Consider the following 25300-nt stretch of genomic DNA (forward strand, 5'->3'; position numbering starts at 1 on the left):
CGTCTCGAAGGACACGGGTGGCGAGCTGGGCCTATCCCGCAAAGGAAAAGGCCGCCCGTGGGGGCGGCCTTTCTCGATTTACGGAGCAGGCAAGGCCGGTCAGTCGACCGCTACCTCAATGCCGCGGGTGTTCAGCAGTTCCATCAGCTCGCCGGTTTCATACATCTCGCGGATGATGTCACAGCCGCCGATGAACTCGCCCTTGACGTAGAGCTGGGGAATGGTCGGCCAGTTGCTGAAATCCTTGATGCCCTGGCGGATCGAGGGGTCTTCCAGCACGTTGACGCTCTTATAGTCCACGCCCAGATGGTTCAGCACCTGCACGACGACGGCGGAAAAGCCGCATTGCGGAAAGCTCGGCGTGCCCTTCATGAAGACGACGATGCTGCCGGCGTCGATCTCGCCCTGGATGCGGTCGCGAATCGATGCGTCCATGATCTAATCCTTCACAGTGCGGCGGGGACCATCCCCGGCCGGTAAATATCTTCTCTCAAGCGTCCGGCAGCGAGGTTTGCAGCGCCAGCGCATGCAACTCGTTGCCCATCCGGCCCTGCAGGGCCTGATAGACAAGCTGGTGCTGCTGCACCCGGCTCTTGCCGACGAATGCGGATGAGACGACATGGGCGGCGTAGTGGTCGCCATCGCCGCGCAGATCCTCGATCGTCACCTTGGCATCGGGGAGCGCCTGCTTGATCATGCGCTCGATTTCGCCCAGGTCCATCGGCATCCGCCGTCTCCTCCTTCGTTCCGGTCGCTTATGCGGTCGTCTGCGCCGCCATGAAAGCCGGGAACCAGCCCTCATGCGCCGTGCGCAGGGTCTCCACCGATATGGCACCGACGCCGGCCACTGTCAATTCGGCCCCGCCGGTCGACCCGACGCGCGCGGCCGGCACGCCGGCGGCCTTCGCGGCGGCGAGCAGGGCGTCCGGATTGGCAGTGGCGACGACATAGCGCGCCTGATCCTCGCCGAAGCACCAGGCGGTCAGCTCCTTGCCGATGGCGGTGGGGTCGAGCGTGGCGCCCAGGCGGCCGGCCATCGCCATCTCAGCGACCGCGACCAGCAGGCCGCCATCGGAGAGGTCATGCACGGCGGATAATGCGCCGGCGCGAATCTGCGCGCGCACGAAATCGCCGTTGCGGCGCTCGGCGGCCAGATCGACCGGCGGCGGCGCGCCCTCGCGGCGATCCTCGATCTCCTGCAGATAGAGCGACGATCCCAGCCAGCCGGCATGGTCGCCGATCAGCACCAGCGTCTCGCCCGCCTTGCGCAGCGCCAGGGTGGCCTGCCGGGCCACGTCCGGCAGCAGGCCGACGCCGCCGATCACCGGAGTCGGCAGGATGCCCTTGCCGTTGGTCTCGTTATAGAGCGACACATTGCCCGACACGACCGGGAAATCCAGCGCCCGGCAGGCATCGCCCATGCCTTTGATGCAGCCGACAAGCTGGCCCATGATCTCCGGGCGCTGCGGGTTGCCGAAATTGAGGTTGTTGGTGACGGCGATGGGCTCCGCCCCCACGGCGGTCAGATTGCGCCAGCTCTCCGCCACCGCCTGCGCGCCGCCGGTTTCCGGATGGGCGTAGCAGTAGCGCGGCGTGCAGTCGGTGGTGATGGCGATGCCCTTGGCGGTGCCGTCGATGCGCACCACGGCGGAGTCCCCGCCCGGCCGCTGCACCGTGTTGCCCATCACCAGATGGTCGTACTGTTCCCAGATCCAGCGACGGCTGGAGAGGTGCGGCCCGCCGACCAGCTCCTTCAGCGCGTCCAGCACGCCGATGTCGCGCTTCAGGTCAGCAGCGGCGACCGGGGCCGGCTTTTCGGTCGGCACCCACGGCCGGTCATATTCCGGCGCTTCGGCGACCAGCGGGGCGACCGGGATGTCGGCATAGGTTTCGCCGTGCATCTTCAGCACCAGATTGCCGCTGTCGGTCAGCCGGCCGATCACGGCGAAATCCAGCTCCCACTTCTCGAAGATCGCCTTGGCCTTGGCTTCCGCCTCCGGCTTCAGGACGATCAGCATGCGTTCCTGGCTTTCCGAGAGCATCACCTCATACGGCGTCATGCCGGTTTCGCGCATCGGCACGCGGTCGATTTCCAGCTCGATGCCCAGCTCGCCCTTCGATGCCATCTCGACCGAGGAGGAGGTGAGGCCGGCCGCCCCCATATCCTGGATGGCGACGATGGCGTCCTCTTGCATCAGTTCCAGGCAGGCCTCGATCAGCAGCTTCTCGGTGAAGGGATCGCCGACCTGCACGGTGGGGCGCTTCTCCTCGCTGTCGTCGGTGAATTCGGCCGAGGCCATGGTGGCGCCGTGGATGCCGTCGCGCCCGGTCTTGGCGCCGACATAGACCACCGGATTACCCACGCCCGCCGCCTTGGAATAGAAAATATGGTCGGTGTGGGCCAGGCCCACGGTCATCGCATTGACCAGGATGTTGCCATTGTAGGACGGATCGAAATTGGTCTCGCCGCCCACCGTCGGCACGCCGACCGAATTGCCATAGCCGCCGATGCCCGACACGACGCCGGAGATCAGATGCTTGGTCTTGGGATGGCTGGGTTCGCCGAAGCGCAGCGCGTTCATGTTGGCGATGGGCCGGGCGCCCATGGTGAACACGTCGCGCAGGATGCCGCCGACGCCGGTCGCCGCGCCCTGATAGGGTTCGATGAAGGAGGGATGGTTGTGGCTCTCGATCTTGAAGATCGCCGCCTGCCCGTCGCCGATATCGACCACGCCGGCATTCTCGCCCGGCCCCTGGATGACGCGCGGGCCCTTGGTCGGCAGCGTCTTCAGCCAGATGCGCGAGGATTTGTAGGAGCAATGCTCGCTCCACATCACCGAGAAGATGCCCAGCTCCGTGATCGTCGGCTCGCGGCCCATGATCTTCAGGACGCGATCATATTCCTCTTTCGTCAGCCCGTGTTCGGCGACGATTTCGGGGGTAATGGCGATGTTCCGCCGGCTGGCCTCGGATGCGGTCATGCCAGATGGTTCCCGTTAAGCGTGTGAAGGAATCAGGAAAGCGCGCGCACGATGCCGTCGAACAACCCGCGCCCGCCGGTGCCGCCATGCAGCGGGTCCACGGCGTCCTCCGGGTGCGGCATCATGCCCAGCACCGTCTTGCTCTCGTTGAAGATGCCGGCGATGTTGCGGGCCGAGCCGTTCGGATTGCCGGTACCGTCCACCGCGCCGCCCGGGGCGCAGTAGCGGAAGGCCACGCGGCCCTCGCCTTCGAGCCGGTCCAGCGTCTCCGGATCGGCGAAGTAATTGCCGTCGTGATGGGCCACCGGCACGTTCATCACCTCGCCCTCGGACAGGCCGCTGGTGAAGATCGACTGGCTGGTCTCGACGCGCAGATCGACATTGCGGCAGACGAATTTCAGATCGGCGTTGCGCATCAGAGCACCCGGCAGCAGCCCGGTCTCGGTCAGCACCTGGAAGCCGTTGCAGACGCCCAGCACCGGCACGCCGCGCTTGGCCTTGGCGACCACGTCCTGGACAATGGGCGAGCGCGCGGCCATCGCGCCGCAGCGCAGATAGTCGCCATGGGCGAAGCCGCCCGGCAATACGATCAGATCGACCTCCGGCAGGCTGGTCTCCAAATGAAAGACCAGCAGCGGATCGGTGCCTGAAGCTTGGCGCAGCGCGACGCGGATATCCTGCTCGCGATTGGTGCCCGGGAAGACGATGATGGCGGATTTCATGGCGCGGTCGCCCCCTTGTGCGACGGGGTCCGGAAACGAAGCCGAACCTATGCGCAGCGCGCCCGAAAGGCAAGGGCGGGATGGCGCTGCGCCGGGTTTTCGTGACGCTACGATGTCGCATCGCGCGCGCCGCTTTCCTCGGCGTCACTCCCGATACAGATAGACGGTGAAATCGGTCAGGAAATATTCGTGGCGCAGCAGTACGCGCGGCGTGAGGCTGCGGCAGAAATTCAGCGTTTCGGCCGGGTCCAGGCGCAGATACCCCTCGGCATTGGGCGTCGGGTCCCAGCTGGACAGGCAGGTGAAGGCGAAGGCCCGGCGGCAGGCGGCGAAGAGCTGGGCAAGCGCGGCCTGGGCCTCGTCCTGGGTCATCACCACGAAGATGCCGCTGGCCAGCACCACATCGGCCCGCCAATGGCGCGGCGCATCGGCCAGGTCGGCGACGGCGAAACAGGCGTCGATGCCGGGGGGCGGGCGCAAATCCGTCGCCGTCTCGATCATTTCCGGCAGCAGGTCGATGCCGAAATAGCGGCCCTGAAAGCCCTGCTCCTCCAGATGCTTCAGCAGGTCGCCCTGGCCGCAGCCGGCATCCAGCACGCTATCGCCGGGAGACAGGCCGATACCGGTCAGCGCGGCGAAGCGTACCATCTGTTCCAGGCGCGAGGGCCAGCCCTGCGCCTGCGGGCCGAGACCGTGCTCTGCCAGACGAGGCAGGTAGAGCGCGTCGAGGCGCGCCTTGTAATCTTGCTTATCCGCCTTTTGCCGCAACCCAGCCGCAGCCTTAGCCTACGACCTCTACGGTGTAATTCTCGATCACCGTGTTGGCGAGCAGCTTCTTGCACATGTCGTCGACCGCGGCCTTGGCCTTGGCGGGGTCTGTCTCCGCCAGGTCGAGCTCGATATATTTGCCCTGGCGGACCTCGTCGACGCCGCCGAACCCCAGCGAGCCCAGCGCATGCGCGATGGCTTTGCCCTGGGGGTCGAGCACGCCGGTCTTCAGGGTGATGTGAACCTTGGCCTTCACGAAACTCTTCCTGTCTTGATCGGAATGGGAGACGGGCGGCGGCCCGTTACTGCATGACCTTCGGGCCTTTCAGGTCGGTTGGCCCGCCCTCGGGCAGGATTCCCAGGCGGCGCGCCACTTCCTGATAGGCTTCCTTCACCCCGCCCAGATCCTGGCGGAAGCGGTCCTTGTCCAGCTTCTCGTTGGTCTTGACGTCCCACAGCCGCATATTGTCCGGGCTGATCTCGTCGGCCAGCACGATGCGCATCTCTTCTTCGGTGTAGAAGCGCCCGAATTCCAGCTTGAAGTCGACCAGCCGGAGGCCGATGCCCAGGAACAGGCCGGACAGGAAGTCGTTCACCCGCAGCGACAGCGCCAGGATGTCGTCGATCTCCTGCGTGGTCGACCAGCCGAAGGCGGTGATGTGCTCTTCCGAGATCATCGGGTCGCCCAGCGCGTCGGACTTGTAATAATACTCGACCAGGGAGCGCGGCAGGATCTGCCCTTCGGGGACGCCGAAACGCTTCACCAGCGAGCCGGCGGCGACGTTGCGCACCACCACCTCGATGGGGATGATCTCGACCTCGCGCACAAGCTGCTCGCGCATGTTCAGCCGGCGCACGAAATGCGTCGGAATGCCGATTTCGGCCAGGCGCAGCATCAGATACTCGCTGATGCGGTTGTTCAGCACACCCTTGCCAGTGATGACGCCGTGCTTCTGGTTGTTGAAGGCGGTCGCGTCGTCCTTGAAGTACTGGACCAGCGTGCCGGGCTCCGGGCCCTCGAACAGGACCTTGGCCTTGCCCTCATAGATCCGTCTGCGTCTGGCCATTTCGATGAACCTCGAAGAAGAAAACAGCCCGGAAAGGGCATCTGGCGGCGCTCATACCCGACTCCCCGGCCGGGGCACGCCGCTATCGCCTCCCTATAGCAGGAAGAGCAGGGCGAAACAATGTAAGTGAATGGATCGCAGGTTTAATCCAGCCTTCTTGCTTATATACGGCAATGCCGTATAGTGCGGCCGATGCACACCGTCGTTGAAACGCCCGATTTTATCCGCGATGTGCGTATGGCGGGAATGTCAGCCGAAGAGCGCCGCGAAGTTGTCGATTATCTCTCGCGCAATCCGCTGGCGGGCGTGGAAATTCCTGGTACGGGCGGGGCGCGGAAAATTCGGTTCGCCGGCCGCGGCAAAGGCAAGAGTGGCGGCTACAGGGTGATCACCTTTTATGCCGGCGAGAAAATGCCGATTTTCCTGCTTAATTTGTTCGCCAAGGGTGACCGGGTCAACCTATCGATGGCAGAGCGTAATGCGCTGCGTCAGATATTGGGACATATCGCAGCAGCCTATCGGAGGCGATGAAATGAGCAAGGCAGGTCAGAGATTGCTATCGAGCGCACGGCAGGCGCTGGCCTATGCCGAGGGCGGGAATGCAGAGGGATTCGCCGTGCATGTGCCGGAAAGCGTCGATATTCCGGCGTTGCGCCGCCGGGAGGGGCTGTCGCAAGAACAGTTCGCCCGGCGCTATGGCTTTGCGCTTTCGGCCCTGCGCGATTGGGAGCAGGGACGACGCCAGCCCGACCGGGCAGCGCGCCTGCTGCTGCGGGTTATCGAGCGCGAGCCGGAGGCGGTGCAGCGGGCGCTGCATGCCGCTTAATCCAACCCCACCGGCGTGAAGCTGGCGGCGTCCGGCGCGCCCGGGGCGAACAGCCAGAGGGGGCGGGCCGGGCGTTCCTCGGACAAGGCGGGCAGGGCGATCAGCGAGGAGGAGACGGTGCCGAAGCCGGTATCGGTGCGGATCGTCATCGCGCCGCGCGGGCCGGTGGTCTCGTCATGCCCGGCGTCGGCCAGCAGGGCCTGCCAGGCGGCCCAGTCATTCGCCTCTGGATCGGGCGGCGCGGCGGCCTCGAACAGCGGACGGTAGCGCGCGATGCGGGGGCTTTCCAAATCGTCGAGATCGCGCGCGGTCAGCATGTGCAGGCCGGGCGGCACGATGGCGACGTCGATTCTACCCTCGCCCAGGCTGCGCACCCAGAAGGCCCCCTCGCTATCGGCCAGGATCATGTTGAACGGGCGGTAGGCGGCCGGGTCCAGGAAGGCCAGCGCGTCGGCGGCGTTCGCCGCATCGGCATGGTCCAGCGCGTCCAGCACCAGCTCGCCCCGGCTACGCTTGCCGGGGGCGGGGCCCAGCGTGCCGACGCGGTTCAGGATCGCCGCGACGACGCCATGATCGTTCATGCCCAGCCAGCTACCGCCGGCCAGCACATCGAGGCCGGCGGTGATTTCCGGCCGGTCGTCCCAATGGCGCGCCGGCGGCTGCCAGGGGCGGCCGGCCATCTCGTCGCGATTGGCGCCGATCAGGACGGGCCAGGCATGGCCGGGACGATGCAGGAGAACAAGGGTGCACATGAAAAGCTACCGCTGGATGAAATCGGATTGATCGACCGCAATGCCGGTTGGCGCTGGGTCGGGTCTTTCTTATATGGGAAGGGGGCGGCGCGATACCGCGTCTGCCGGTCCATGTCTCGGAATAGTGGAGTTGAGCGGATGGCGTCTTTCACGGAACGCGAGCAGGCTTTCGAGAACAAGTTCAAGCATGATGCGGAGCTGCGCTTCAAGATCATCGTCCGCCGCAACCGGCTGGTCGGACTGTGGGCGGCCGAACTGATGGGCAAGACCGGACCGGATGCCGACGAATACGCCAAGTCGGTCGTCGAATCCGATTTCGAGAAGCCGGGCCATGACGATGTGGTGCAAAAGCTGCTCGCCGACCTCCAGGCCGCCGGTGTTGAGATGTCCGAACACCGGCTGGTCAAACAGATGGACGAACTGCTCGTCGAGGCGCAGCAGCAGATGACGACGGAGTAGGCCACCCAACTCGACCGACATCCAGTAAGCGGAAGCATGGACCCCCGGCCCCTCGGGTCAATCCCGAGGGTAACAGTCTTGGGGGATGACTCTTAGGGACCGGCTCATGGCGTCGTGCCGGGCCGTCCGTTCCCTACTCCCCGAACACGCGCTGGAAGATCGTGTCGACATGCTTGGTGTGGTAGCCCATGTCGAACAGCGTCTCCAGCGTGGCGGGGGACAGCTTGGCCGTCACGTCCGTATCGGCTTTCAGCAGATCGAGGAAGTTGGCGCCCTTCTCCCAGACCTGCATGGCGTTGCGCTGCACGAGGCGGTAGGAATCCTCGCGGCTGGCCCCGGCTTGCGTGAGGGCCAGCAGCACGCGCTGGGAGAAGACCAGCCCGCCGAGCTGGTTCAGATTCTTCTCGATGGCGTCGGGATAGACCACCAGCTTGTCGATCACGCCGGTCAGCCGGGCCAGCGCGAAATCCAGCGTCACGGTGGCGTCGGGGGCGATCATCCGCTCGACCGAGGAATGGCTGATGTCGCGCTCGTGCCATAGGGCGACATTCTCCATCGCCGGGATCGCCATGCCGCGCACCAGCCGGGCGAGGCCGGTCAGATTCTCGGTCAGCACCGGGTTGCGCTTGTGCGGCATGGCGGAGCTGCCCTTCTGGCCGGGCGAGAAATATTCCTCGGCCTCGCGCACCTCGGTGCGCTGCAGATGGCGGATCTCGATGGCCAGATGCTCGATGGAGCTGGCGATGACGCCTAGGGTGGCGAAATACATCGCATGCCGGTCGCGCGGGATGACCTGGGTGGAGATCGGCTCCACCGTCAGCCCCAGCTGCTTGGCGACATGCGCCTCGACGCGCGGGTCGATGTTGGCGAAGGTGCCGACCGCGCCGGAAATCGCGCAGGTGGCAATCTCCTCGCGCGCGGCGGCAAGCCGGTCGCGGTTGCGCTTGAACTCGGCGTAGAAGGTGGCCAGCTTCAGCCCGAAGGTCACCGGCTCGGCATGGATGCCGTGGCTGCGGCCCATGCAGACCACGTCCTTATACTCGTAGGCCCGGCGCTTCAGGGCGGCCAGAAGCTGGTCCATATCCTCCAGCAGGATATCCGTCGCCTCGCAGAGCTGTACGTTCAGGCAGGTGTCCAGCACGTCGGAGGAGGTCATGCCCTGATGCACGAAGCGGGCTTCCTCGCCGACATGCTCGGCCAGGTTGGTCAGGAAGGCGATGACGTCGTGCTTCACCTCGCGCTCGATCTCGTCGATGCGCGCCGGATCGACCTTGCCGCGCCCGCGTTCCCAGATCGCCTTGGCGGCCTCCTTCGGCACCACGCCCAGTTCGGCCAGCGCGTCGGTGGCGTGCGCCTCGATCTCGAACCAGATGCGGAAACGGTTCTCGGGCGCCCAGATGGCGGTCATGGCCGGACGGGAATAACGCGGGATCATAGGCCTGTCTTTATCGTTGCGGGGTCGTGCAGGGGTGATTTATTGCCGGAGTATAGCAATCCGGTGGCTGCGGCTATACTGAATCCGACCGTAAGCGCAAGGGGGCAGCATGAAGGTCAAGGGACAGCCGATGCGGCCGATCCGGGCGACCCAGGATGGCAGGGCGGTGGAGATCATCGACCAGACCCGGCTGCCGCACGATTTCGCCCTGGTGCGGCTGGAGACGCTGGAGGAGGCGGCGCTGGCGATCCGCGCCATGCTGGTGCGCGGCGCGCCGCTGATCGGCGCCACGGCGGCCTATGGCGTGTGGCTGGCGCTGCGCCGCGACGCCACCGACGAGGCCCTGGACAAGGCCTGCCAGAGCTTGGCGGCGACCCGGCCGACGGCGATCAACCTGCGCTGGGCATTGGAGGATATGCGCGCGACGCTGACACCGCTGCCGGCGGCGGAACGGGCGGCGGCGGCCTTCGCCCGCGCCGGGGCCATCGCCGAGGAGGATGTGGCAATGAACCACGCCATCGGCCGGCACGGGCTTGGCCTGATCGAAAAGCTGGCGCGGCCCGGCAGGCCGGTGAACATCCTCACCCATTGCAATGCCGGCTGGCTGGCGACGGTGGATTGGGGCACGGCGACATCGCCGATCTACCAGGCGCACGATGCCGGCATTCCGGTCCATGTCTGGGTCGACGAGACAAGGCCGCGCAATCAGGGCGCCAGCCTCACGGCGTGGGAGCTGGCCAATCACGGCGTGCCGCACACGGTGATCGCGGATAATGCCGGCGGCCATCTGATGCAGCAGGGCGAGGTCGATATGGCGATCGTCGGCACCGACCGCACCACCGCGAATGGCGATGTCTGCAACAAGATCGGCACCTATCTGAAGGCGCTGGCGGCGCGCGACAATGACGTGCCCTTCTATGTCGCCCTGCCGTCGCCGACCATCGACTGGTCGCTGGCGAGCGGCGACGCCATTCCCATCGAGCAGCGCGACGCGCGCGAGGTCACCCATGTCTGGGGCCGGGTGGAGGAAGGGAGCGAGGAGGGAGTGGTGTTGCCGGTGCGCGTGACGCCCGAGGAGAGCCCCGCCGCCAACCCGGCCTTCGACGTGACACCGGCGCGGCTGGTCACCGGCCTGATCACCGAGCGCGGCATCGCCGAGCCGAGCCGCGAGGGGTTGCTGGCCTTATTCCCTGAAATGCGGCTGAAGGCGGCGGGGGAATGAGCGAGCGGGATCTGCGGCAGGCGCTGATCGACACCTGCCGCCGGATGAACGAACTGGGCGTCAATCAGGGCAAGTCCGGCAATGCCAGCGTCAGGCTGGCGGATAATGCTGGCCTGCTGATCACCCCCTCCAGCCTGGCCTATGCGGCGATGCGGCCCGACGACATCGTGCGGTTGGATTGGGACGGCGCCCCGACCGGCGCGCGACGTCCGTCCAGTGAGTGGCGCTTTCACCGCGATATCCTGCGGGCGCGGCCGGAAGCCGGGGCGGTGCTGCACACCCATTCGATGTTCGCCACCACGCTGGCCTGCCTGGGCAAGGGCATACCGGCCTTCCATTACATGGTGGCCATGGCCGGCGGGGTGGATATCCGCTGTTCGCCCTATGCCACCTTCGGCACGCAGGCGCTTTCCGACCATGCGGTGGCGGCGCTCGACGGGCGCAAGGCGTGCCTGCTGGGCAATCACGGCATGATCTGCCTGGAGGAAAGCCTGGAGAAGGCGCTCGATCTAGCCGTTGAGGTCGAGACGCTGGCCGCGCAATATTGGCGGGCGTTGCAGATCGGCCAACCCAACCTGCTGTCGGATACGGAGATGGCGGCGGTGCTGGAACGCTTCGGACGGATGCGCTACGGGCAATCACCGGAATAAAGGGAGCTTCCCATGAGTCTCGCGACCGGCACCAACGTCACCCTGGAGGCGGCGCTGCGCGAGGCGGAGGAGAGGTTCGTCGCCGCCAACCCGACCAGCCGGCGGCTGCACGCCCGCGCCGCCGAGGTGATGCCCGGCGGCAATACCCGCACCGTCCTGTTCTACGATCCGTTTCCGCTGACCCTGGCGCGCGGCGAGGGGTGCTATGTGTGGGACGCGGACGAGCATGCCTATACCGACTTCCTGGTCGAATATACCGCCGGCCTGTACGGCCATTCCAACCCGGTGATCCAGGGGGCGGTGGAGGCGGCCCTGTCGGAGGGCATCGTGCTGGGCGGCCCGAATTTGCTGGAAGCCGGCTTCGCGGCGGCCCTGTGCGACCGTTTTCCGGCGGTGGAGCGCATCCGCTTCTGCAATTCCGGGACCGAGGCGAATCTGTTCGCCCTGTCCGCCGCGCGCGCCGCCACCGGGCGGCAGAAGGTGGTGGCCTTCAAGGGCGGCTATCATGGCGGCGTGCTGTATTTCGCGGGGCCGAACCCGCTGAACGCGCCCTTCCCGATCGAACTGGCCGACTATAACGATTCCGAGGGGGCGACGGCGCTGATCGCCGCGCTGGGCGGCGACCTCGCGGCGGTGATCGTGGAGCCGATGCTGGGCTCCGGCGGCTGCATCCCGGCCGAATTGGAATTCCTGCAGGCGCTGCGCGTCGCCACCGAGAAGACCGGCGCGCTGCTGATCTTCGATGAGGTGATGACCTCCCGCCTGGCGCCCGGCGGGCTGCATGGCGCGCTGGGGCTGACGCCGGACCTGGTGACGCTGGGCAAGTATCTTGGCGGCGGCCTGACCTTCGGGGCGTTCGGCGGCCGGGCCGACATCATGGACCGGTTCGATCCGCGCCGCGCCGATGCCTGGCCGCATGCCGGCACCTTCAACAATAACGTGCTGACCATGGCGGCCGGCCTGGCCGGGCTGACGCAGATCTACACGCCGAAGACGGCCGTGACGCTGAACAAGCGCGGCGACAAGCTGCGCCTGCGGCTGAATGCGGCGGCGGCGAAGCTGGGCCTGCCGGTGCAGGTCACCGGTCGCGGCTCGATGATGTGCCTGCATGTCGCCGGCGGCCCGGTCCGCCGCCCGGGCGATGTGACGATGCCTAAGGCGCTGCGTGACTTGCTGCATTTCGACCTGCTGGCGGCCGGCCAGTACATCGCGCGGCGCGGCATGATCAATTTGTCCCTGCCGATGACCGACAGCGACCTGGACGGGCTTGTCGAGGCCTTTGCCGAGATGCTGGAGACACGCCGCAGCCTGATCGAACCAACCGCCTAGCTAGAAAAAAAAGCCGCCCCCGACGGAAGCCGGGAGCGGCAGGCAGGGGAAGCGGGAGGAATCGCTTCCAGGGGAACAGGAATCGGATAAAGCGGGGTCAGGCGGCCTTCACCCGCTGCAGGAAGTCGCCGACCTGGTGATCCAGCGACTGGGTCTGGGTGGTGATGTCGTGGCTGGCCGCGAGCAGCGTGCTGGCCATGTCGGCGGTCTCGCGGGAGCTGGAGCTGACGCCCTGGATCGCCTCGCTGACCTGCTGGGTGCTGCGCGAGGCCTCCTGGATATTGCGGGAGATTTCCGAGGTCGCGGCCTGCTGCTCCTCGGCGGCGGCGGCGATGGTCGCGATGATGTTGTCGATCCGGTTGATCCGGGTGGAGATTTCGGAGATGGCGCCGACCGTCTCCTTGGTCACGCCCTGGATTTGGTCGATCTGGTTGCCGATCTCCTCGGTCGCCTGCGCGGTCTGGTTGGCCAGCGCCTTCACCTCCGACGCCACGACGGCGAAGCCCTTGCCGGCCTCCCCGGCGCGCGCCGCCTCGATGGTGGCGTTCAGGGCCAGCAGGTTGGTCTGGCTGGCGATATCCTGGATCATCGAGACGATCTCGCCGATCTTCTGCGATACCTGGGTCAGGGTGCCGACCGTCTTCTCGGTCTCGCTGACGGCGGTGACGGCCTCGCGGGACGCCAGGGTGGAGGTTTCGAGCTGGCCGGCGATCTCGCGGATCGAGGCCGTCAGCTCCTCCGCCGCCGAGGCGACGGTCTGCACGTTGGACGCCGTGGTCTCGGCCGCGCTCTGCACGATCCCGACCTGCTGGGTGGTGTCCGCCGCGATGCCGGAGAGCGACTGCGCGCCGCTGGTCATCTGCGTCACCGACCGGGTGATGTTCTGGCCCAGCGCGCCGACGCCGTTCTCGAAGTCGCTGGCGATCTTCGCCAGCATGGCTTCCTTCTCGCGCTGGCCTTCCTCCAGATAGATCGAGATGGCGAAATCCATGTCGAGCAGCGCCACCTTGTTCAGCGCTTCCAGCGCCGCGCCGCGCTGCGCCGCCTTGCCCTTGGAGAAGGCGCTGTCGGCAAAGGTCTCGCTGACCGTGCGCAGCAGGGCGGAGGTCAAATGCGCATAGCCGCCGATATACCAGCGCGGCTCCAGCCCCAGCCGGTTGTGCGCCATGCCGATCTTGCGGACCGAGGCGACATAGGTTTCGTCGAAAGTGGCGGACAGGATGAGCTGCCAATGACGGAACTGCGCGCCCTGGGCGTGGCGGCGGACCTCCGGGTTCGCGAAATACCGCGCGACGGCGGGGAATTTGGCGATATGCGCGTAGAATTCGTCCAGCAGCCCCGGCAGCTTGCTTTCCACCATCGGCTTGATCTGACGCAGGACATCGCGTGTCTTGGCGTCGATGATCAAGAACTGAAGACGCTCGGCGATATCATTATTGGTGGACATGGTCAGCCCCTTTCATCCCAACCGTTCTAACGGCAATATATATACCAGTAGTTGAAATTTTACTAATAAAACTACCGGATTTCACCCGGATTATCGATACGATGCTTGAGGGCTTTCAGTATCTCCGGGTCGAACTTGCTCTGCGCGCGCTCGATAATCTCCCAGGATTGGGCAGTGCTCAGGCCGGCGCGATAAGGGCGGTCGCTGATCAGCGCGTCGAAGATATCGGCGACCGCGCAGAGACGCGCCTCGATGGGAATGTTCTGCCCCGACAAGCCCGCCGGATAGCCGCTGCCATCCATGGTCTCGTGATGATGGCGGACCACCAGCCGCACGGTGGCGGCGACCGGATGGTCGCAATGCTGCAACAGGCTGGCGCCGTGCAGCGTATGCAGCGAAACGGCGGAGCTCTCGTCGGCGGTCAGCGCGCCGGGCTTGTCGATCAGCCCGCGATCGATGCAGATTTTGCCGATATCGTGATAGCAGGCCCCCAGCGCGGCGGTGGCCGCGTCATGCTCGTTGAGGCCGATATCCCGGGCCAGGTGCCAGGCCAGATCGCCGACGCGCTCCTCATGGGTGGCGGTATCGAGCATGGCGATGAACATGGCGGAGCGGTGACCGAACATGCCTTGCAGCGTGGGGCGGTCCAAGCCCGCCATCTCGGCGAATTCCAGGTGGCGGCGCCAGGACATCAGGCGCGCGGCATTGGCCGTGGTCAGGCAGGCGGGCGAGCCGTTGAAGCGCCGGCCGGGGCAGTCGCCGGCCTGGCCGCAGGCCAGCCCATCCAGACGGATTTGGTCCAGCAGATCGGTGAGGAAGCCCATTTGCAGGGTGCTGAGCTTGCTATGCGCCGACAACTCGTCGATGGCGATCTCGAAATCCAGCATGATGCGGTGGGCGCAGTCATGAATATCGATGGCGCTGGGGTGGCGGGCCGGGCCGGCGTTGCCGCCATTGCTGGTTGCTTGCATGTCATCCCTCTGAATCCATGCAACTCATGGACGTAACGCAAGGAAGCATCGGGTGTGACCGCAGGCGATGAAGTCACCGCCTTCCCTGCATAAGAGAAGATTAAGCGCAAATAATTAAAATTCTATTTAACTTAAGCCTGCATAGCTTTGTAAATACCAATCGCGCATAGGTTGCGTTTCACTGCCGAATCAAGCATTTGCCCGTCCGGCCCGTTGAGAGCCATTTGCAAGGTCGTAAAAAAATCCGCCAGCGCGCGAAATTTTGCAAATTCCCCCTTTCCGGCTCACAAGGGCCTTCCCTTTCCGACTTTTAATCTTATGCATGTCGCCAAGCGCGGAGAGTTGGGATAGGGTACCGAAAATTCGGATAAAGTCTTTACAGACCTGATGTTTGGGCGTTTCCCGGGGGCGGGCGCAGCGCTCACGCCACAGGCTTTTCAGCAGTGCGGGGACAGCAGATGCAGATCGGCGAAAGCAATCACGGGACCATCCTGATCGTCACCGTGGCCGGACGGTTGGACAGCACCACATCGCCGGAATTCGAAAAGCACATTCTCGGCCGTATCGAGGCCGGGCAGACCGATATACTGGTCGATTTCGCGGCGCTGGACTTCATTTCCTCGGCCGGGTTGCGGGTCATGCTGATGGCGGCCAAGCGGGTCAAGGCCGCCAAGGGCCGGATGGCCCTCTGCGGGCTGAACGACAATATCGCCAAAGTGTTCGAGATCAGCGGGTTCCTGTCGATCTTCACGGTGTATCCGGACCAACAGGCAGCGCTTGCCGCCACGGCCTGAGGCGCGGCCGTCGCCCTTCCGATCATAACGATTCGGGTCGCTTACCATGTCGCTGCGGGGCCGGCTAATCATCCTGATCATCGGGCTGCTCAGCGCCGCGATTCTGGCCCTGGCGGGCTCGCTCGGCTGGCAGGCGCGCGAAGCGATCCTAGTGCAGGCCGAGGCGGACGGTAACCGCATTGCCCGCGTGCTGGCCCAGGCCGCCGCCGTCGCCAACAGCGTGCCAGAAGAGATCGAGCGCGTGGTCGGCCGGCAGATGGTGGCGGAAGCGCTGCTGGCCGCGCATCTGTTCGATGTGGCGGAGAAGGCCGGCATCAGCGCGACCGAGATGAACGACCGGCTGATGGAGATAACCGCGCGCACCTCGCTCAGCGAGATATGGGGCATCGACGCCACCGGCTGGACGACCTATCACAGCTTGCCAGACGTTGCGTTCCAGATTCTGCCGGACGCGGAGCGCGACCCGCATTTCTCGCCCTTCTGGAGCCTGTTGTCGGGGGAGAAATTCGCCCTGGCTGGCCCAAGCATCGATCGCGACCTGGACGGCAAGCGCTTCAAATATGCCGGCGTGCGCGGCGTCGGCGGCACCGGGGCGGCGCTGGTCGGCTACGACTTCGATTTCATCAAGGGCATCGTCGACCGCATCGGGCTGAACCAGGTGGTGCGCAGCCTGCTGGATAGCGGCCGGGTGAACGCGATCTGGGTGTTCGATTATCAGTTCCAGCCGCTGGCCCAGGGCGCCTTGCTGGGCGCGGATGTCAATCGCGAACCGGACGAGCGGGAGCGCGTCGCCCTGGATTCCTCGATCCGCAGCGGCGATACGACAAGCTGGCTGGCTGGCCCGAACATGGTGGTGGTCACCCCGATCCCCGGCCCCGATGGCGGCCCCATCGGGGCCACCCTGCTGCGCCTGCCGACCGACGGCTTGCAGGGGCTGATGAAATCCAGCCTGATCTATACCGCCATCGTCGCCGGCGCCGTGCTGCTGGCCAGCATCCTGGCGGCGACCTGGTTCTCGCACCGGCTCAGCCGGCCGCTGGCCAGCATCAGTGAGGCGGCGGCGGCGGTGGAGCAGCAGCGCTTCGTGCGCGGGCAGCTTGGCGCGGTGGCGGTGCGGCCGGACGAGTTCGGCAATCTCGCCCGGGTGTTCGAGCAGATGGCCAAGGAGGTCTTCGCCCGCCAGGACGAGCTGGACGCGCTGGTGAAGGTGCGCACCCGGCAGCTGGAGGAGAAGAACGAGCTGCTCGAAGTCGCCAACGCGCAGATCGAGCAGGAGCTGCTGCTCGCCCAGAACATGCAGACCGCCATCCTGCCGGCCGCCTTCCCCCAGGATCCGCGCTTCGACGGCTATGCGATGATGAAGGCGGCGCGCCATGTCGGCGGCGATTTCTACGATTACTTTATGCTGGACGAGCATCGCATCGCCCTGGTCATGGCCGATGTGTCGGGCAAGGGCGTGCCGGCGGCCTTTTTCATGGCGGTGTCGCGCACCGTGATCCAGAGCGTGGCGCAGAAGACCGACACGCCGGGCGACTGCATCGCGCAGGCGAACGACCTGGTCTGCCAGGAGAACCCGCTGGAGCTGTTCGTCACCGTGTTCTACGGCATCCTGGACGCCCGGACCGGGACTTTCACCTACGCCAATGCCGGGCATAACCCGCCCTATATCGTGCGCCGCGACGGCGCCATCGAGGCGCTGCCGGTAACCGGCGGCATGGCCATGGGTATTCTGGACGGCATGCCCTTCGCGGAGAAGAGCGTCACCCTGGCGGCCGGCGATTCGCTATTCCTGTTCACCGACGGGGTGACCGAGGCGTTCGACCCGGCCGATCAGGAATATGGCGAGGAACGGCTGGAAGCCGCCCTTGTCGGCGGCGAGGCGGTGCCCATCGAGACGCTGGCCGGCCGGGTGGTCGCCAGCGTCGCCACGTTCAGCGATACAGCGCCGCAGTCGGACGATCTGACCTGTCTGGCGCTGCGTTACAACGGACCGGATGCATAAGGCGGGATGAGTTTTATGGCAGAGCAGAATGCGATGCGAATGAACGACATGGACGGGTTGGGCATCGAGCCGATGATCGCGCGCTCCTATGAGCGCTATTACGCCAGCGGCCTCTATGACCGGCGCTATCCCCGGCATAATCCGCGCAGCCTGGCGGCGATATTGGAGGTTGGCGGCAAGGCGCGCGGCATCCTGGATTTCGGCTGCGGCGACGGGCGCTATACCTTGCCGCTGCTGCACACCACCGAGGCGACGATCTATGGCTACGACATCTGCCCGATGGCGCTGTCTGGCCTGCGCACGCGGCTGGCGGGCGAGACGGCGCGCGCGCGGGTGCGGCTGGTCCAAGGTCCGACCGAGCATTACACCGACGGCCAGCCGATCGATCTGGCGCTGATCATGTTCGGGGTGCTGGGCCATGTGCCGGGGCGGGCGGCGCGCATCGCCATCCTGCGCCGCATCCGCAAGCTGCTGTCGGCGGAGGGCGAGGGGCGGCTGGTGATCAGCGTGCCGAACGCCAATCGCCGGTTTCGCACCGAGCAGCGCGAGCATGACGCGCTGCGCGCCGCCGGTACGCCGGAAGCCCCGGCGCTGGAGGAGGGCGACATCCTCTATTCGCGCGGCGCGGGGAAGGAGCGGATCGAGCTGTTCTATCATCTCTACACGCCGGAGAGTTTGTCGGCGGAGCTGCGCGAGGCGGGGTTCGGCGATATCCGGATGCGGGTGGAAAGCGTGCTCTCGGAATCGGCGGTCACCCGGTCCGGCTTCTGGCGGGCGGTGGATGGGGCGCTCTATGGCGTGACGCCGCTGGCGCTGGGCTACGGCATCCTGGCGACCGCCAGGACCTGACGGAAAGGGAAGCGGGGATGGCGAGACATTGGAGGGGGCTGACGCTGGGGCTGGGCCTGCTGGCCCTGCTGTGCGCCGCCCTGCCGGCGGCGGCCGAATCGGTTCTGGACCGGGTCTCGCGCACCGGCGTATTGAAGGCCGGCACGCGCGATCTCGTGCGGCCCTTCGCCTTTCGCGACGCAAGCGGGCAGTTTACGGGATTCTCGGTCGATCTGATCCATGCCTTTCACCGTGCGCTGGAACAGCGGCTGGACCGCGAGATCACGCTGGAGATTATCCAGGTGGACGCGCAGAGCCGCATCTCCAAGGTGGCGGACGGCTCGCTCGATATTAGCTGCGACATCGCCAGCAAGACCTGGGCGCGCGACGCCGTCATCGATTTCAGCCTGACCATCTTCTTCAACGGCACCCGCATCCTGACCGAGCGGCAATTCGGCCTGGCCGGCTTGCCGGCGCTGCAGGGCAAGCGCGTCGGGGTGATCGCCAACAGTTCCACCATCACCGTGATCCGCAATACGGTGCCGGGCGCGGAGATCGTGCCGTTCGCCGATATGAACCAGGCGATGGCGGCGCTGGAGGCCGGCGAGGTGGAGGGCATCTCCAACATCTCCATCATCCTGCGCGGGTTGCAGCGCCGCGCCAGCCAGCCTGGCCGCTATGTCGTGCTGCCGCGCGCGGATTACCTGAATGCGGAGCCGATGGCCTGCATCCTGCCGCAGAATGATTCGCCCTGGCGCGATTTCATCGACCGCACGCTGGTGCGGCTGATGAAGGGGGTGGAGGAATATCGCGGCCCGTATTTCGAGATTTATCAGAAATGGTTCGGGCCGGACGGCGATCTGCACTACCCGCTAAATCAGGAGGCGATCCGACACCTTACCGAGATCCGGAGCTGGATCGATGAGTGACCGGCTTCGGCGCTGGGGGCTGATCGCGCTGCTGCTGGCGGCTGCGCTGCCGGCGCAGGCGGCTGACGATCTGGCGGCGCTGCGCGACAAGGGCAAGGTGGTGGTGGGCGTGAAGGCCGACTATCCGCCCTGGGGCTTCCGCGACGGGCAGGGCCGGCTGATCGGCATGGAGATCGACCTGGCGCGCGACCTCGCACAGCGCATCGGCGTGCCGGTGGAACTGGTCGCCGTGCAATCCGCCAACCGGCTGGAGGCGCTGCGCCAGGGGCAGATCGACATCATGATCGCCACAGCCGGCGACAGCGCCAGCCGGCGGCGCATCGTCGGCATGGTGGAGCCGCATTACTACGCCTCGGGCGTCAATCTGATGGCCAGCCGCGAATTGCAGCTGACCCGCTGGGAGCAGATGGAGAACGCCACCGTCTGCGCCAAGCAGGGAGCCTATTTCAATAAGCCGGTGGCGCGGCGCTACGACCTCGATCTGCGCATTTTCAAGGAGACGCAATCGGCCAAGTTCGCGCTGCAGGACCGGCGCTGCATCGGCTTCCTGTTCGACGATTCGGCCATCGCCGCCGATCTGCTGAGCCCGGAATGGCAGGGCTACACCATGCCGCTGCCGACGCTCGACGAGACCGGCTGGGCCATCGGCCTGCGCCACGCCTCGATGGGCACGGACCTGGAGCGGCTGGTTTCCGACGCGGTGGCGGACTGGCACCGCAGCGGCTATCTGGTCGAGCTGGAAGCGAAATGGGGCATCAAGCAGACCGCCTTCCTGGCCACCATGACCCGGCTGTGGAACCAGCGCGAGGCCGGCGGCGATTTCCTGTGCCGGCGCGGCGCCGATGGCCAGTACCCGGCCGATTGCCGGCCGACGCGAATCGATACCCAGCAGGTCGCCGTCCGGCAGCCGGGGGCGCTGGAACGCTGGCTGAAATCGGCCGGCATGAACCTCACCATCCTGTACGATCCCTATGACCGCGAGCAGTTTCTGCGCGGGCTGGGCAACACCATCCTGCTGGCGCTGGGCTGCATCCTGCTCAGCGTGACCATCGGCATTATCGGCGCCTGGCTGCTGGGGCTGCGCTTCGCCCCGGTGCGCTGGATCGCCACCGCCTATGTCGAGTTCTTCCGCTACACGCCGCCGCTGGTGCAGCTCTATTTCTTCTTCTTCGGCATCGGCGCGATGCTGCCACTGGTGCAGGCCTCGAACGGCATGGAGACGCCGCTCTTGGGCGGCTTTACCTGGGCGGTGATCGCGCTGGGCGTTTATGCCGGGGCTTCGAACACGGTGATCTTCCGCACCGGGATCGACGCGGTATCGCAGGATGTGCACGATTCGGCGGCCGCCCTGGGCTACAGCCCGCTGAAGGCCTATGTGCTGATCATCCTGCCGCTGGCGCTGCGCAACTGCCTGGCGGCGCTGAACGCCAATCTGGTGAATATCGTGAAGGCGACGGGCCTGGCCTCCGCCATCGCGGTGCCGGAATTGCTCTACGTCACCAACCAGATCTGGCCGGAGGAGGGGAACACGGTCGAGATGATGAACGTGTTGCTCGTCACCTTCTTCCTGCTGGTCTCGGTGCTGGTCTATCTGATGCACCGGCTGGAACGCCGCCTGCGCATTCCGGGCGCCGCATGAGCGCGACCCTGGCCACCTTGTGGTACTGGACCCCGGCGCTGGCGCTGGGCTTCCTGATGAACATCGTCATCAGCCTGGGCGCGATGGGGCTGGGCACGGCGGTCGGCATGGGTGTCGGGCTGGGGCGGATATCGACGCGGCCCTGGGTGCGCAAGGCGTGCTGGGGGGCGACGCAGTTCCTGCGCAACACGCCCTCGCTGGTGCTGCTGTTCTACCTGGCCTATCTGCTGCCCTACGAGATACCGCTGGGTGGCGGCTACACGATTCCGCTGCCCGGCTGGGTGAAGGCGGTGGTCGGCCTGTCGATGCCGGTGATCGGCTTCATGTCGGACAATGTCTATGGCGCGGTCCGCAACATCCACAGCGACCAGTGGGACGCCGCCGAGGCGCTGCCGCTGACGCGCTACCAGACGCTGACCTCGGTGATTCTGCCGCAGGCGACGCCGATGCTGCTGCCGCCCTGGATGAGCTACTTCGCGGTCATCGTCATGGCGTCCTCCACCGCGTCCATGGTGGGGGTGAAGGAAATCCTGTCCAGCGCCACCATCGCGATGGAATCGATCACCGATCCCGGCCTGGTGATCCCGATGTATTTCTACGTGCTGTGCTGGTTTTTCCTGTTCTGCTACCCGTTTTCCCACATCACCCGCTGGTTCGAGAGGCGCAAATGGCAGTAACCGACGAAACCGCATCGCCGGCCATTCTGTTCGAGGGCGTCTCCAAGCGTTTTGGCGAGACGGTGGTGCTGCAGGATGTCTCCTTCACCGTCGGCAAGGGCGAGGTGGTCTGCATCACCGGGCCGTCGGGGGCCGGCAAGACCACCCTGCTGCGCCTGGTGAACGCGCTGACCGAGCCGGATGCGGGGCGCATCCAGGTCGACCGGTTTGAGGTGACGAGCCCGGCGCTGGACAAGCAGGCGCTGCGGCTGCATGTCGGCACGGTGTTCCAGCGCTACAGCCTGTTTCCGCATAAATCGGCCCTGGAGAACATCACCATGGGCCAGCGCCAAGTGCTGGGCCGCGGCAAGGCGGAGGCGGAGGAGAAGGCGCGCGCTCTGCTGGTGAAGCTGGAGGTGGACGGGCTGGCGCTGCGCTATCCGGGCGAGCTGTCGGCCGGCCAGCAGCAGCGCGTGGCGCTGGCCCGCGCCCTCGCCATGGACCCGAGGATCGTGCTGCTGGACGAGGTGACGGCGGCGCTGGACCCACGCATGGTCGATTCGGTCGCCGCCCTGCTGCGCGAGATGGCGGCGGGCGGCATGAGCTTCCTGGCCTCCAGCCACGATTCGCGCTTTGTCGCCAGCGTGGCCGACCGGGTGGGCTATCTCGATCGGGGCGCATTGGGCGCGCTGGAGCGGCCAATGGCGGCGGAGACCACGACAAGCTAGGGAGAGGGCGCGATGGCGGAGCGGATCGATATCTCCATTCCCAACGACCGCGAGGCGATCCCCGCCATCGTGGGCGAGCTGGAGCGGCTGACCGAAATCGCCGGACTGGCCCCCGATGCCGCCTACGCGCTGGAGCTTGCCGTCGACGAGTTGGTGACCAACATCATTTCCTACGGCTATCCGGCGGGCGGCCAGGGCACGATCCAGATCGTGGTGGAGGCGGATGCGGCGCAGCTTCGTCTTGAGATCGTCGATGACGGCGTGCCGTTCGACCCGCTGACGCAGGAACGCGATCCGCCGCTGGATGGCGAGATCGAGGATCGGCCGATCGGCGGCCTCGGCATTCATCTGGTGCAGAGCCTGATGGACGAGATGCGCTACGAACGGTCGGGCGACCGCAACCGCATCTTTTGCGTGAAACGGCGTTAGGGAAGGAAATTCATGTCGGTCCAGGCGGTGCTGCTGCCGGTCTTCGTCCAGGTGGCGCTGGTCTTCGCGCTGGGGTTCTGGCTGGGGGGCTCACGATTGCGCGCGGCCCGGCGCGGCGAGATCAAGGTGATCGACCAGGCGACGCTGCAGGCGGAATGGCCGCGCCAGCCGACCCTGCTCAGCAATTGCTTCAAGAACCAGTTCGAGGCGCCGGTGCTGTTCTACGCGCTGGTCGCCCTGGCGATGATCACCCGGCAGACCGACCTGCTGTTCGTGATCCTGTCCTGGGTGTTTGTGGTCAGTCGCCTCGGCCATGCGGCGATCTTCACCACCAGCAACAAGCTCAGCCTGCGTTTCGGCTTCTATCTCATCGGCATTCTGGCGCTGGTGGCGATGTGGATCATCTTCGCCATACGGATTCTGGCGGCCTGACCCTCAGAGGACAGCGCGCAGCAGGGCGATCTTCTCGCGGCTCTTGGCTGTGCCGGGCAGGCCTTCGGCGGATTGCGCCGCCTCGGCGATCCGCAGCCGGGCCTGCTGCGCCAGCACGCGGAATTTATGTTGCCCGCCGGCATTGCTGAAGGCGTTCAGCATCTGCAAGAGGGTGGCGATATGTAGGGCGAATATCTCGACGACTTTCGGGCTGACCGTCTCATTGGTCAGCGCGCGGCCGGCGATGGCGAGGTAATGCTCCAGCAGCGCCTCTATATCCGCCTTGAAGGTGGCGAGCGTATCCTCGCCCAATGAGATGATGAAGGGATGCCCGGCGCCTTCCTGCGCCTCCTCGCGCTCGCCATCCATGATGCGCAGCAGCACCAGCAGCAGATCGTCGATTTCCGCCAGCACGGCGGAGACGTCGAAATGCCCCGCCATGTCCCGGCTTTTCAGATAGTCCCGGACGGTGCGACCGACCGACCGCATGACCAGCCGCGCCAGCCGGCGCGAGGTGCGTTTCAGCTCCACCGACAAGGCGCCTTGGCGCAACGAATCGAGCACCAGGCCAGCGGTCTCGATACGCAGGATCAGCGCCGCGGCCTGACCCAGCTCGGCATAGTCGGCCGCCTCCAGCCTGGTGGCGAAGTCGCCGGCATCCTTGACGATCCGGGTGCACAGGCGGCGGGCGGTCTCATGCTGGAGGCGGGCCGTCTGGCTGGTGGAGAAGGCGATCCGCTCCCAATCGGCGATGGCGCTCACTACATCCCCAGCGTCGATGGCGCTCATCCGGCCGAAATGCGGGGTGTCGGCAGCATGCTCCGAACGGCCGACATCGTCCAGGATGATCAACAGCTCGGGCGTCAGCCGGTCGAGCAGAATCTCCCGCAGCTTGGCGGTTCCCGCCGCCGCTGTCCCAACGCCGGAGCTTTTGCCGACGGCGGCGATGCGGTGGCAGAGCTGGGCATGATGCGCCAGGTCGGGCAGCAGGATGGCCAGCCGAGGCAGCGTCCGGCCGTCGAGCAGCGCGGCGAAACCCTCGATCAACCGGTCTTGCAGCTGGACAAGCCTCTGTATCTGCGGCGATAGCGCGGTCATGTCTGTCGGATAATTCCCACCCTCTGCCAATATTTTGCCTGTGCGGGCAGGGTTTTACCAGTGATCCTCTCACGGCCCGATCGCGGCGATTCCGTCCGATGGGGCCGGGATGCTCCCATGCGCCGGCCGGTCTGGCCTTTGCCCGGCTTTCTCCGCAGGATGCGGAGGAGACAGACGCGAAAAGGGGGGAGCGTGACGCGACGGCAGGCATATGGGCTGCTGGCCCTGGCGGCCCTGTTCTGGGCCACCAACCCGGCCATCGGGCGGTTGATGGTCGACAGCGTGACGCCGATCAGCCTGTCCTTCTGGCGCTGGACCGGGGCGCTGATCCTGCTGTTGCCAGTGGCCCTGCCGCGCCTGCTGGCCGAGCGGCGGGCGATGCGCGGGCATTACGGCGCGGTGCTGGGGCTGGGCTTCCTGTCGGTCGCGGGCTTCACCACGCTGGTCTATGTCGGCCTGTCCTTCACCACGGCGACCAATCTTTCGCTGCTGAACGGCACCATGCCGATCATGATCCTGATCGTCGCCAAGCTGGTGCTGGGCCATGCCATCGGCGGCAAGCGGATCGCCGGCGTGGCGGTCTGCCTGGCCGGGGTGGGGCTGATCGTGGCGCGGGGCAGCCTGGCGGTGCTGCTGGATTTCCAGTTCAACCCGGGCGATCCGATCATCCTGCTGGCGATGTTCTGCTGGGCGCTCTATTCGGTGCTGATCGCCAAGGTTAAGCTGGAGATGCACCCGTTCAGCCTGCAACTGGCCGCGTTCATCGCCGGCTGGGTCGTGCTGGCGCTGGGCTTCGCGGTGGAGGCGATGTTCTTCGGCTCCTGGTGGCCCAGCCTGGACAGCGACCCGGCCATGCTGCTGGGCATCGCCTTCCTGGCGCTGTTCCCCTCGGTGCTGGCCTTCATTTTCTGGCAGAAGGGCATCGAGGCGACGGAGCCGGGCACGGCCGGCTATTTCATCTATCTGGTGCCGGTGTTCGGCACGCTGCTGGCCGTGATCATGCTGGGCGAGCGGCTGTTCTGGTACCATTGGGCAGGCATGGCGGCGATTTTCCTGGGCATCTTCCTGGCGCAGCGCGACGCGCGGGCATAGGGGTAGTCGTAGGCGGCCGTATGCTTCGAGACGCCTGCTGACGC

At 66.0% G+C, this 25300-nt stretch carries 28 protein-coding genes; 16 read left to right on the plus strand and 12 right to left on the minus strand.

The genetic code is table 11. The features are described from left to right. Window positions 1–99: 99 nt before the first annotated feature. From grxD to purC, 7 genes are all read right to left on the minus strand, one after another. Entirely contained in the window at window positions 100–435 is a 336-nt protein-coding gene (gene grxD / locus AUP43_RS12200; RefSeq protein WP_067557323.1) for a Grx4 family monothiol glutaredoxin, read from the minus strand. Between the two features lie 55 nt (window positions 436–490). Continuing rightward, complete coding sequence (locus AUP43_RS12205) at window positions 491–727, minus strand: BolA family protein (protein ID WP_067557325.1); 237 nt, start codon at window positions 725–727, stop codon at window positions 491–493. 28 nt (window positions 728–755) lie between these two features. Continuing rightward, the gene (gene purL / locus AUP43_RS12210; RefSeq protein ID WP_067557327.1) at window positions 756–2981 is read right to left on the minus strand and encodes a phosphoribosylformylglycinamidine synthase subunit PurL; all 2226 of its coding nucleotides are present in this window, start codon (window positions 2979–2981) and stop codon (window positions 756–758) included. Window positions 2982–3013: 32 nt separating this feature from the next. Beyond that, entirely contained in the window at window positions 3014–3703 is a 690-nt protein-coding gene (gene purQ, locus AUP43_RS12215) for a phosphoribosylformylglycinamidine synthase subunit PurQ (protein ID WP_067557329.1), read from the minus strand. Window positions 3704–3847: 144 nt separating this feature from the next. After that, the gene (locus AUP43_RS12220; RefSeq protein ID WP_067557331.1) at window positions 3848–4471 is read right to left on the minus strand and encodes a class I SAM-dependent methyltransferase; all 624 of its coding nucleotides are present in this window, start codon (window positions 4469–4471) and stop codon (window positions 3848–3850) included. A gap of 13 nt (window positions 4472–4484) precedes the next feature. Beyond that, window positions 4485–4727 carry a phosphoribosylformylglycinamidine synthase subunit PurS gene (gene purS, locus AUP43_RS12225; RefSeq protein WP_067557334.1) on the minus strand — a complete coding sequence of 81 codons (243 nt, stop codon included), beginning with the start codon at window positions 4725–4727 and terminating at the stop codon, window positions 4485–4487. Window positions 4728–4773: 46 nt separating this feature from the next. After that, a complete protein-coding gene (purC, locus tag AUP43_RS12230; protein ID WP_067557338.1) occupies window positions 4774–5538 on the minus strand; it encodes a phosphoribosylaminoimidazolesuccinocarboxamide synthase in 765 nt (254 codons plus the stop codon). Between the two features lie 192 nt (window positions 5539–5730). On the opposite strand from purC, the gene AUP43_RS12235 reads away from it, so the two are divergent. Then, on the plus strand, window positions 5731–6069 hold the full coding sequence (locus AUP43_RS12235) for a type II toxin-antitoxin system RelE/ParE family toxin (protein WP_067557341.1): 339 nt from the start codon (window positions 5731–5733) through the stop codon (window positions 6067–6069). A 1-nt stretch (window position 6070) separates the two neighbouring features. Continuing rightward, entirely contained in the window at window positions 6071–6364 is a 294-nt protein-coding gene (locus AUP43_RS12240) for a helix-turn-helix domain-containing protein (protein WP_067557344.1), read from the plus strand. On the opposite strand, the gene AUP43_RS12245 is transcribed toward AUP43_RS12240, so the two are convergent. Then, a complete protein-coding gene (locus tag AUP43_RS12245; RefSeq protein ID WP_067557346.1) occupies window positions 6361–7116 on the minus strand; it encodes an NRDE family protein in 756 nt (251 codons plus the stop codon). The genes AUP43_RS12240 and AUP43_RS12245 overlap by 4 nt on opposite strands. Before the next feature lie 138 nt (window positions 7117–7254). Between AUP43_RS12245 and AUP43_RS12250 the strand changes: the two genes are divergently transcribed. After that, entirely contained in the window at window positions 7255–7575 is a 321-nt protein-coding gene (locus AUP43_RS12250) for a DUF1476 domain-containing protein (protein ID WP_067557349.1), read from the plus strand. Between the two features lie 133 nt (window positions 7576–7708). Here the strand turns inward: AUP43_RS12250 and purB are convergent, their stop codons facing one another. After that, window positions 7709–9010, minus strand: a complete 1302-nt coding sequence (gene purB, locus AUP43_RS12255) for an adenylosuccinate lyase (RefSeq protein WP_067557350.1) — start codon at window positions 9008–9010, stop codon at window positions 7709–7711. Window positions 9011–9119: 109 nt separating this feature from the next. Here purB and mtnA point away from each other — a divergent pair, with 109 nt between their 5' ends. Genes mtnA through AUP43_RS12270 form a run of 3 tightly spaced genes read left to right on the plus strand, consistent with a single transcriptional unit; the run spans window position 9120 to window position 12211 of the window. After that, on the plus strand, window positions 9120–10232 hold the full coding sequence (mtnA, locus tag AUP43_RS12260) for an S-methyl-5-thioribose-1-phosphate isomerase (protein WP_067557352.1): 1113 nt from the start codon (window positions 9120–9122) through the stop codon (window positions 10230–10232). After that, complete coding sequence (locus AUP43_RS12265) at window positions 10229–10882, plus strand: class II aldolase/adducin family protein (protein WP_067557354.1); 654 nt, start codon at window positions 10229–10231, stop codon at window positions 10880–10882. The genes mtnA and AUP43_RS12265 overlap by 4 nt, the downstream gene beginning before the upstream one ends. A gap of 12 nt (window positions 10883–10894) precedes the next feature. Then, complete coding sequence (locus AUP43_RS12270) at window positions 10895–12211, plus strand: aspartate aminotransferase family protein (RefSeq protein WP_067557357.1); 1317 nt, start codon at window positions 10895–10897, stop codon at window positions 12209–12211. A 97-nt stretch (window positions 12212–12308) separates the two neighbouring features. Here the strand turns inward: AUP43_RS12270 and AUP43_RS12275 are convergent, their stop codons facing one another. Both AUP43_RS12275 and AUP43_RS12280 read right to left on the minus strand, forming a co-directional pair. Next, on the minus strand, window positions 12309–13658 hold the full coding sequence (locus tag AUP43_RS12275) for a globin-coupled sensor protein (RefSeq protein ID WP_067557360.1): 1350 nt from the start codon (window positions 13656–13658) through the stop codon (window positions 12309–12311). 71 nt (window positions 13659–13729) lie between these two features. Then, complete coding sequence (locus tag AUP43_RS12280; RefSeq protein ID WP_067557363.1) at window positions 13730–14629, minus strand: HD-GYP domain-containing protein; 900 nt, start codon at window positions 14627–14629, stop codon at window positions 13730–13732. A 458-nt stretch (window positions 14630–15087) separates the two neighbouring features. On the opposite strand from AUP43_RS12280, the gene AUP43_RS12285 reads away from it, so the two are divergent. From AUP43_RS12285 to AUP43_RS12325, 9 genes are read left to right on the plus strand one after another with little or no spacing between them, the layout of a single operon-like run. Next, window positions 15088–15423, plus strand: a complete 336-nt coding sequence (locus AUP43_RS12285; protein WP_067557366.1) for an STAS domain-containing protein — start codon at window positions 15088–15090, stop codon at window positions 15421–15423. Between the two features lie 46 nt (window positions 15424–15469). Beyond that, the gene (locus AUP43_RS12290; RefSeq protein WP_067557369.1) at window positions 15470–17425 is read left to right on the plus strand and encodes a PP2C family protein-serine/threonine phosphatase; all 1956 of its coding nucleotides are present in this window, start codon (window positions 15470–15472) and stop codon (window positions 17423–17425) included. Between the two features lie 15 nt (window positions 17426–17440). Beyond that, window positions 17441–18274 carry a class I SAM-dependent methyltransferase gene (locus tag AUP43_RS12295; RefSeq protein WP_067557372.1) on the plus strand — a complete coding sequence of 278 codons (834 nt, stop codon included), beginning with the start codon at window positions 17441–17443 and terminating at the stop codon, window positions 18272–18274. A 17-nt stretch (window positions 18275–18291) separates the two neighbouring features. Next, a complete protein-coding gene (locus tag AUP43_RS12300) occupies window positions 18292–19182 on the plus strand; it encodes an amino acid ABC transporter substrate-binding protein (RefSeq protein WP_067557375.1) in 891 nt (296 codons plus the stop codon). Further along, window positions 19175–20821, plus strand: a complete 1647-nt coding sequence (locus tag AUP43_RS18705) for an ABC transporter substrate-binding protein/permease (protein ID WP_084462776.1) — start codon at window positions 19175–19177, stop codon at window positions 20819–20821. The genes AUP43_RS12300 and AUP43_RS18705 overlap by 8 nt, the downstream gene beginning before the upstream one ends. After that, the gene (locus AUP43_RS12310; protein ID WP_067557378.1) at window positions 20818–21498 is read left to right on the plus strand and encodes an amino acid ABC transporter permease; all 681 of its coding nucleotides are present in this window, start codon (window positions 20818–20820) and stop codon (window positions 21496–21498) included. Before AUP43_RS18705 ends, AUP43_RS12310 begins: the two co-directional genes overlap by 4 nt. Continuing rightward, entirely contained in the window at window positions 21489–22205 is a 717-nt protein-coding gene (locus AUP43_RS12315) for an amino acid ABC transporter ATP-binding protein (protein WP_067557380.1), read from the plus strand. The genes AUP43_RS12310 and AUP43_RS12315 overlap by 10 nt, the downstream gene beginning before the upstream one ends. Window positions 22206–22217: 12 nt before the next feature. Further along, on the plus strand, window positions 22218–22634 hold the full coding sequence (locus AUP43_RS12320) for an ATP-binding protein (protein WP_067557382.1): 417 nt from the start codon (window positions 22218–22220) through the stop codon (window positions 22632–22634). A 12-nt stretch (window positions 22635–22646) separates the two neighbouring features. After that, window positions 22647–23066 (plus strand): MAPEG family protein, encoded by a 420-nt coding sequence (locus AUP43_RS12325; RefSeq protein ID WP_067557384.1) that lies wholly within the window; start codon window positions 22647–22649, stop codon window positions 23064–23066. Between the two features lie 3 nt (window positions 23067–23069). Here the strand turns inward: AUP43_RS12325 and AUP43_RS12330 are convergent, their stop codons facing one another. Then, a complete protein-coding gene (locus tag AUP43_RS12330; RefSeq protein WP_067557391.1) occupies window positions 23070–24164 on the minus strand; it encodes a hypothetical protein in 1095 nt (364 codons plus the stop codon). A 192-nt stretch (window positions 24165–24356) separates the two neighbouring features. On the opposite strand from AUP43_RS12330, the gene AUP43_RS12335 reads away from it, so the two are divergent. Next, window positions 24357–25256 carry a DMT family transporter gene (locus AUP43_RS12335; RefSeq protein WP_067557394.1) on the plus strand — a complete coding sequence of 300 codons (900 nt, stop codon included), beginning with the start codon at window positions 24357–24359 and terminating at the stop codon, window positions 25254–25256. Window positions 25257–25300 lie beyond the last annotated feature (44 nt).

Origin of the sequence: Oceanibaculum pacificum, assembly GCF_001618175.1 — a bacterium.
GTDB classification, from domain to species: domain Bacteria; phylum Pseudomonadota; class Alphaproteobacteria; order Oceanibaculales; family Oceanibaculaceae; genus Oceanibaculum; species Oceanibaculum pacificum.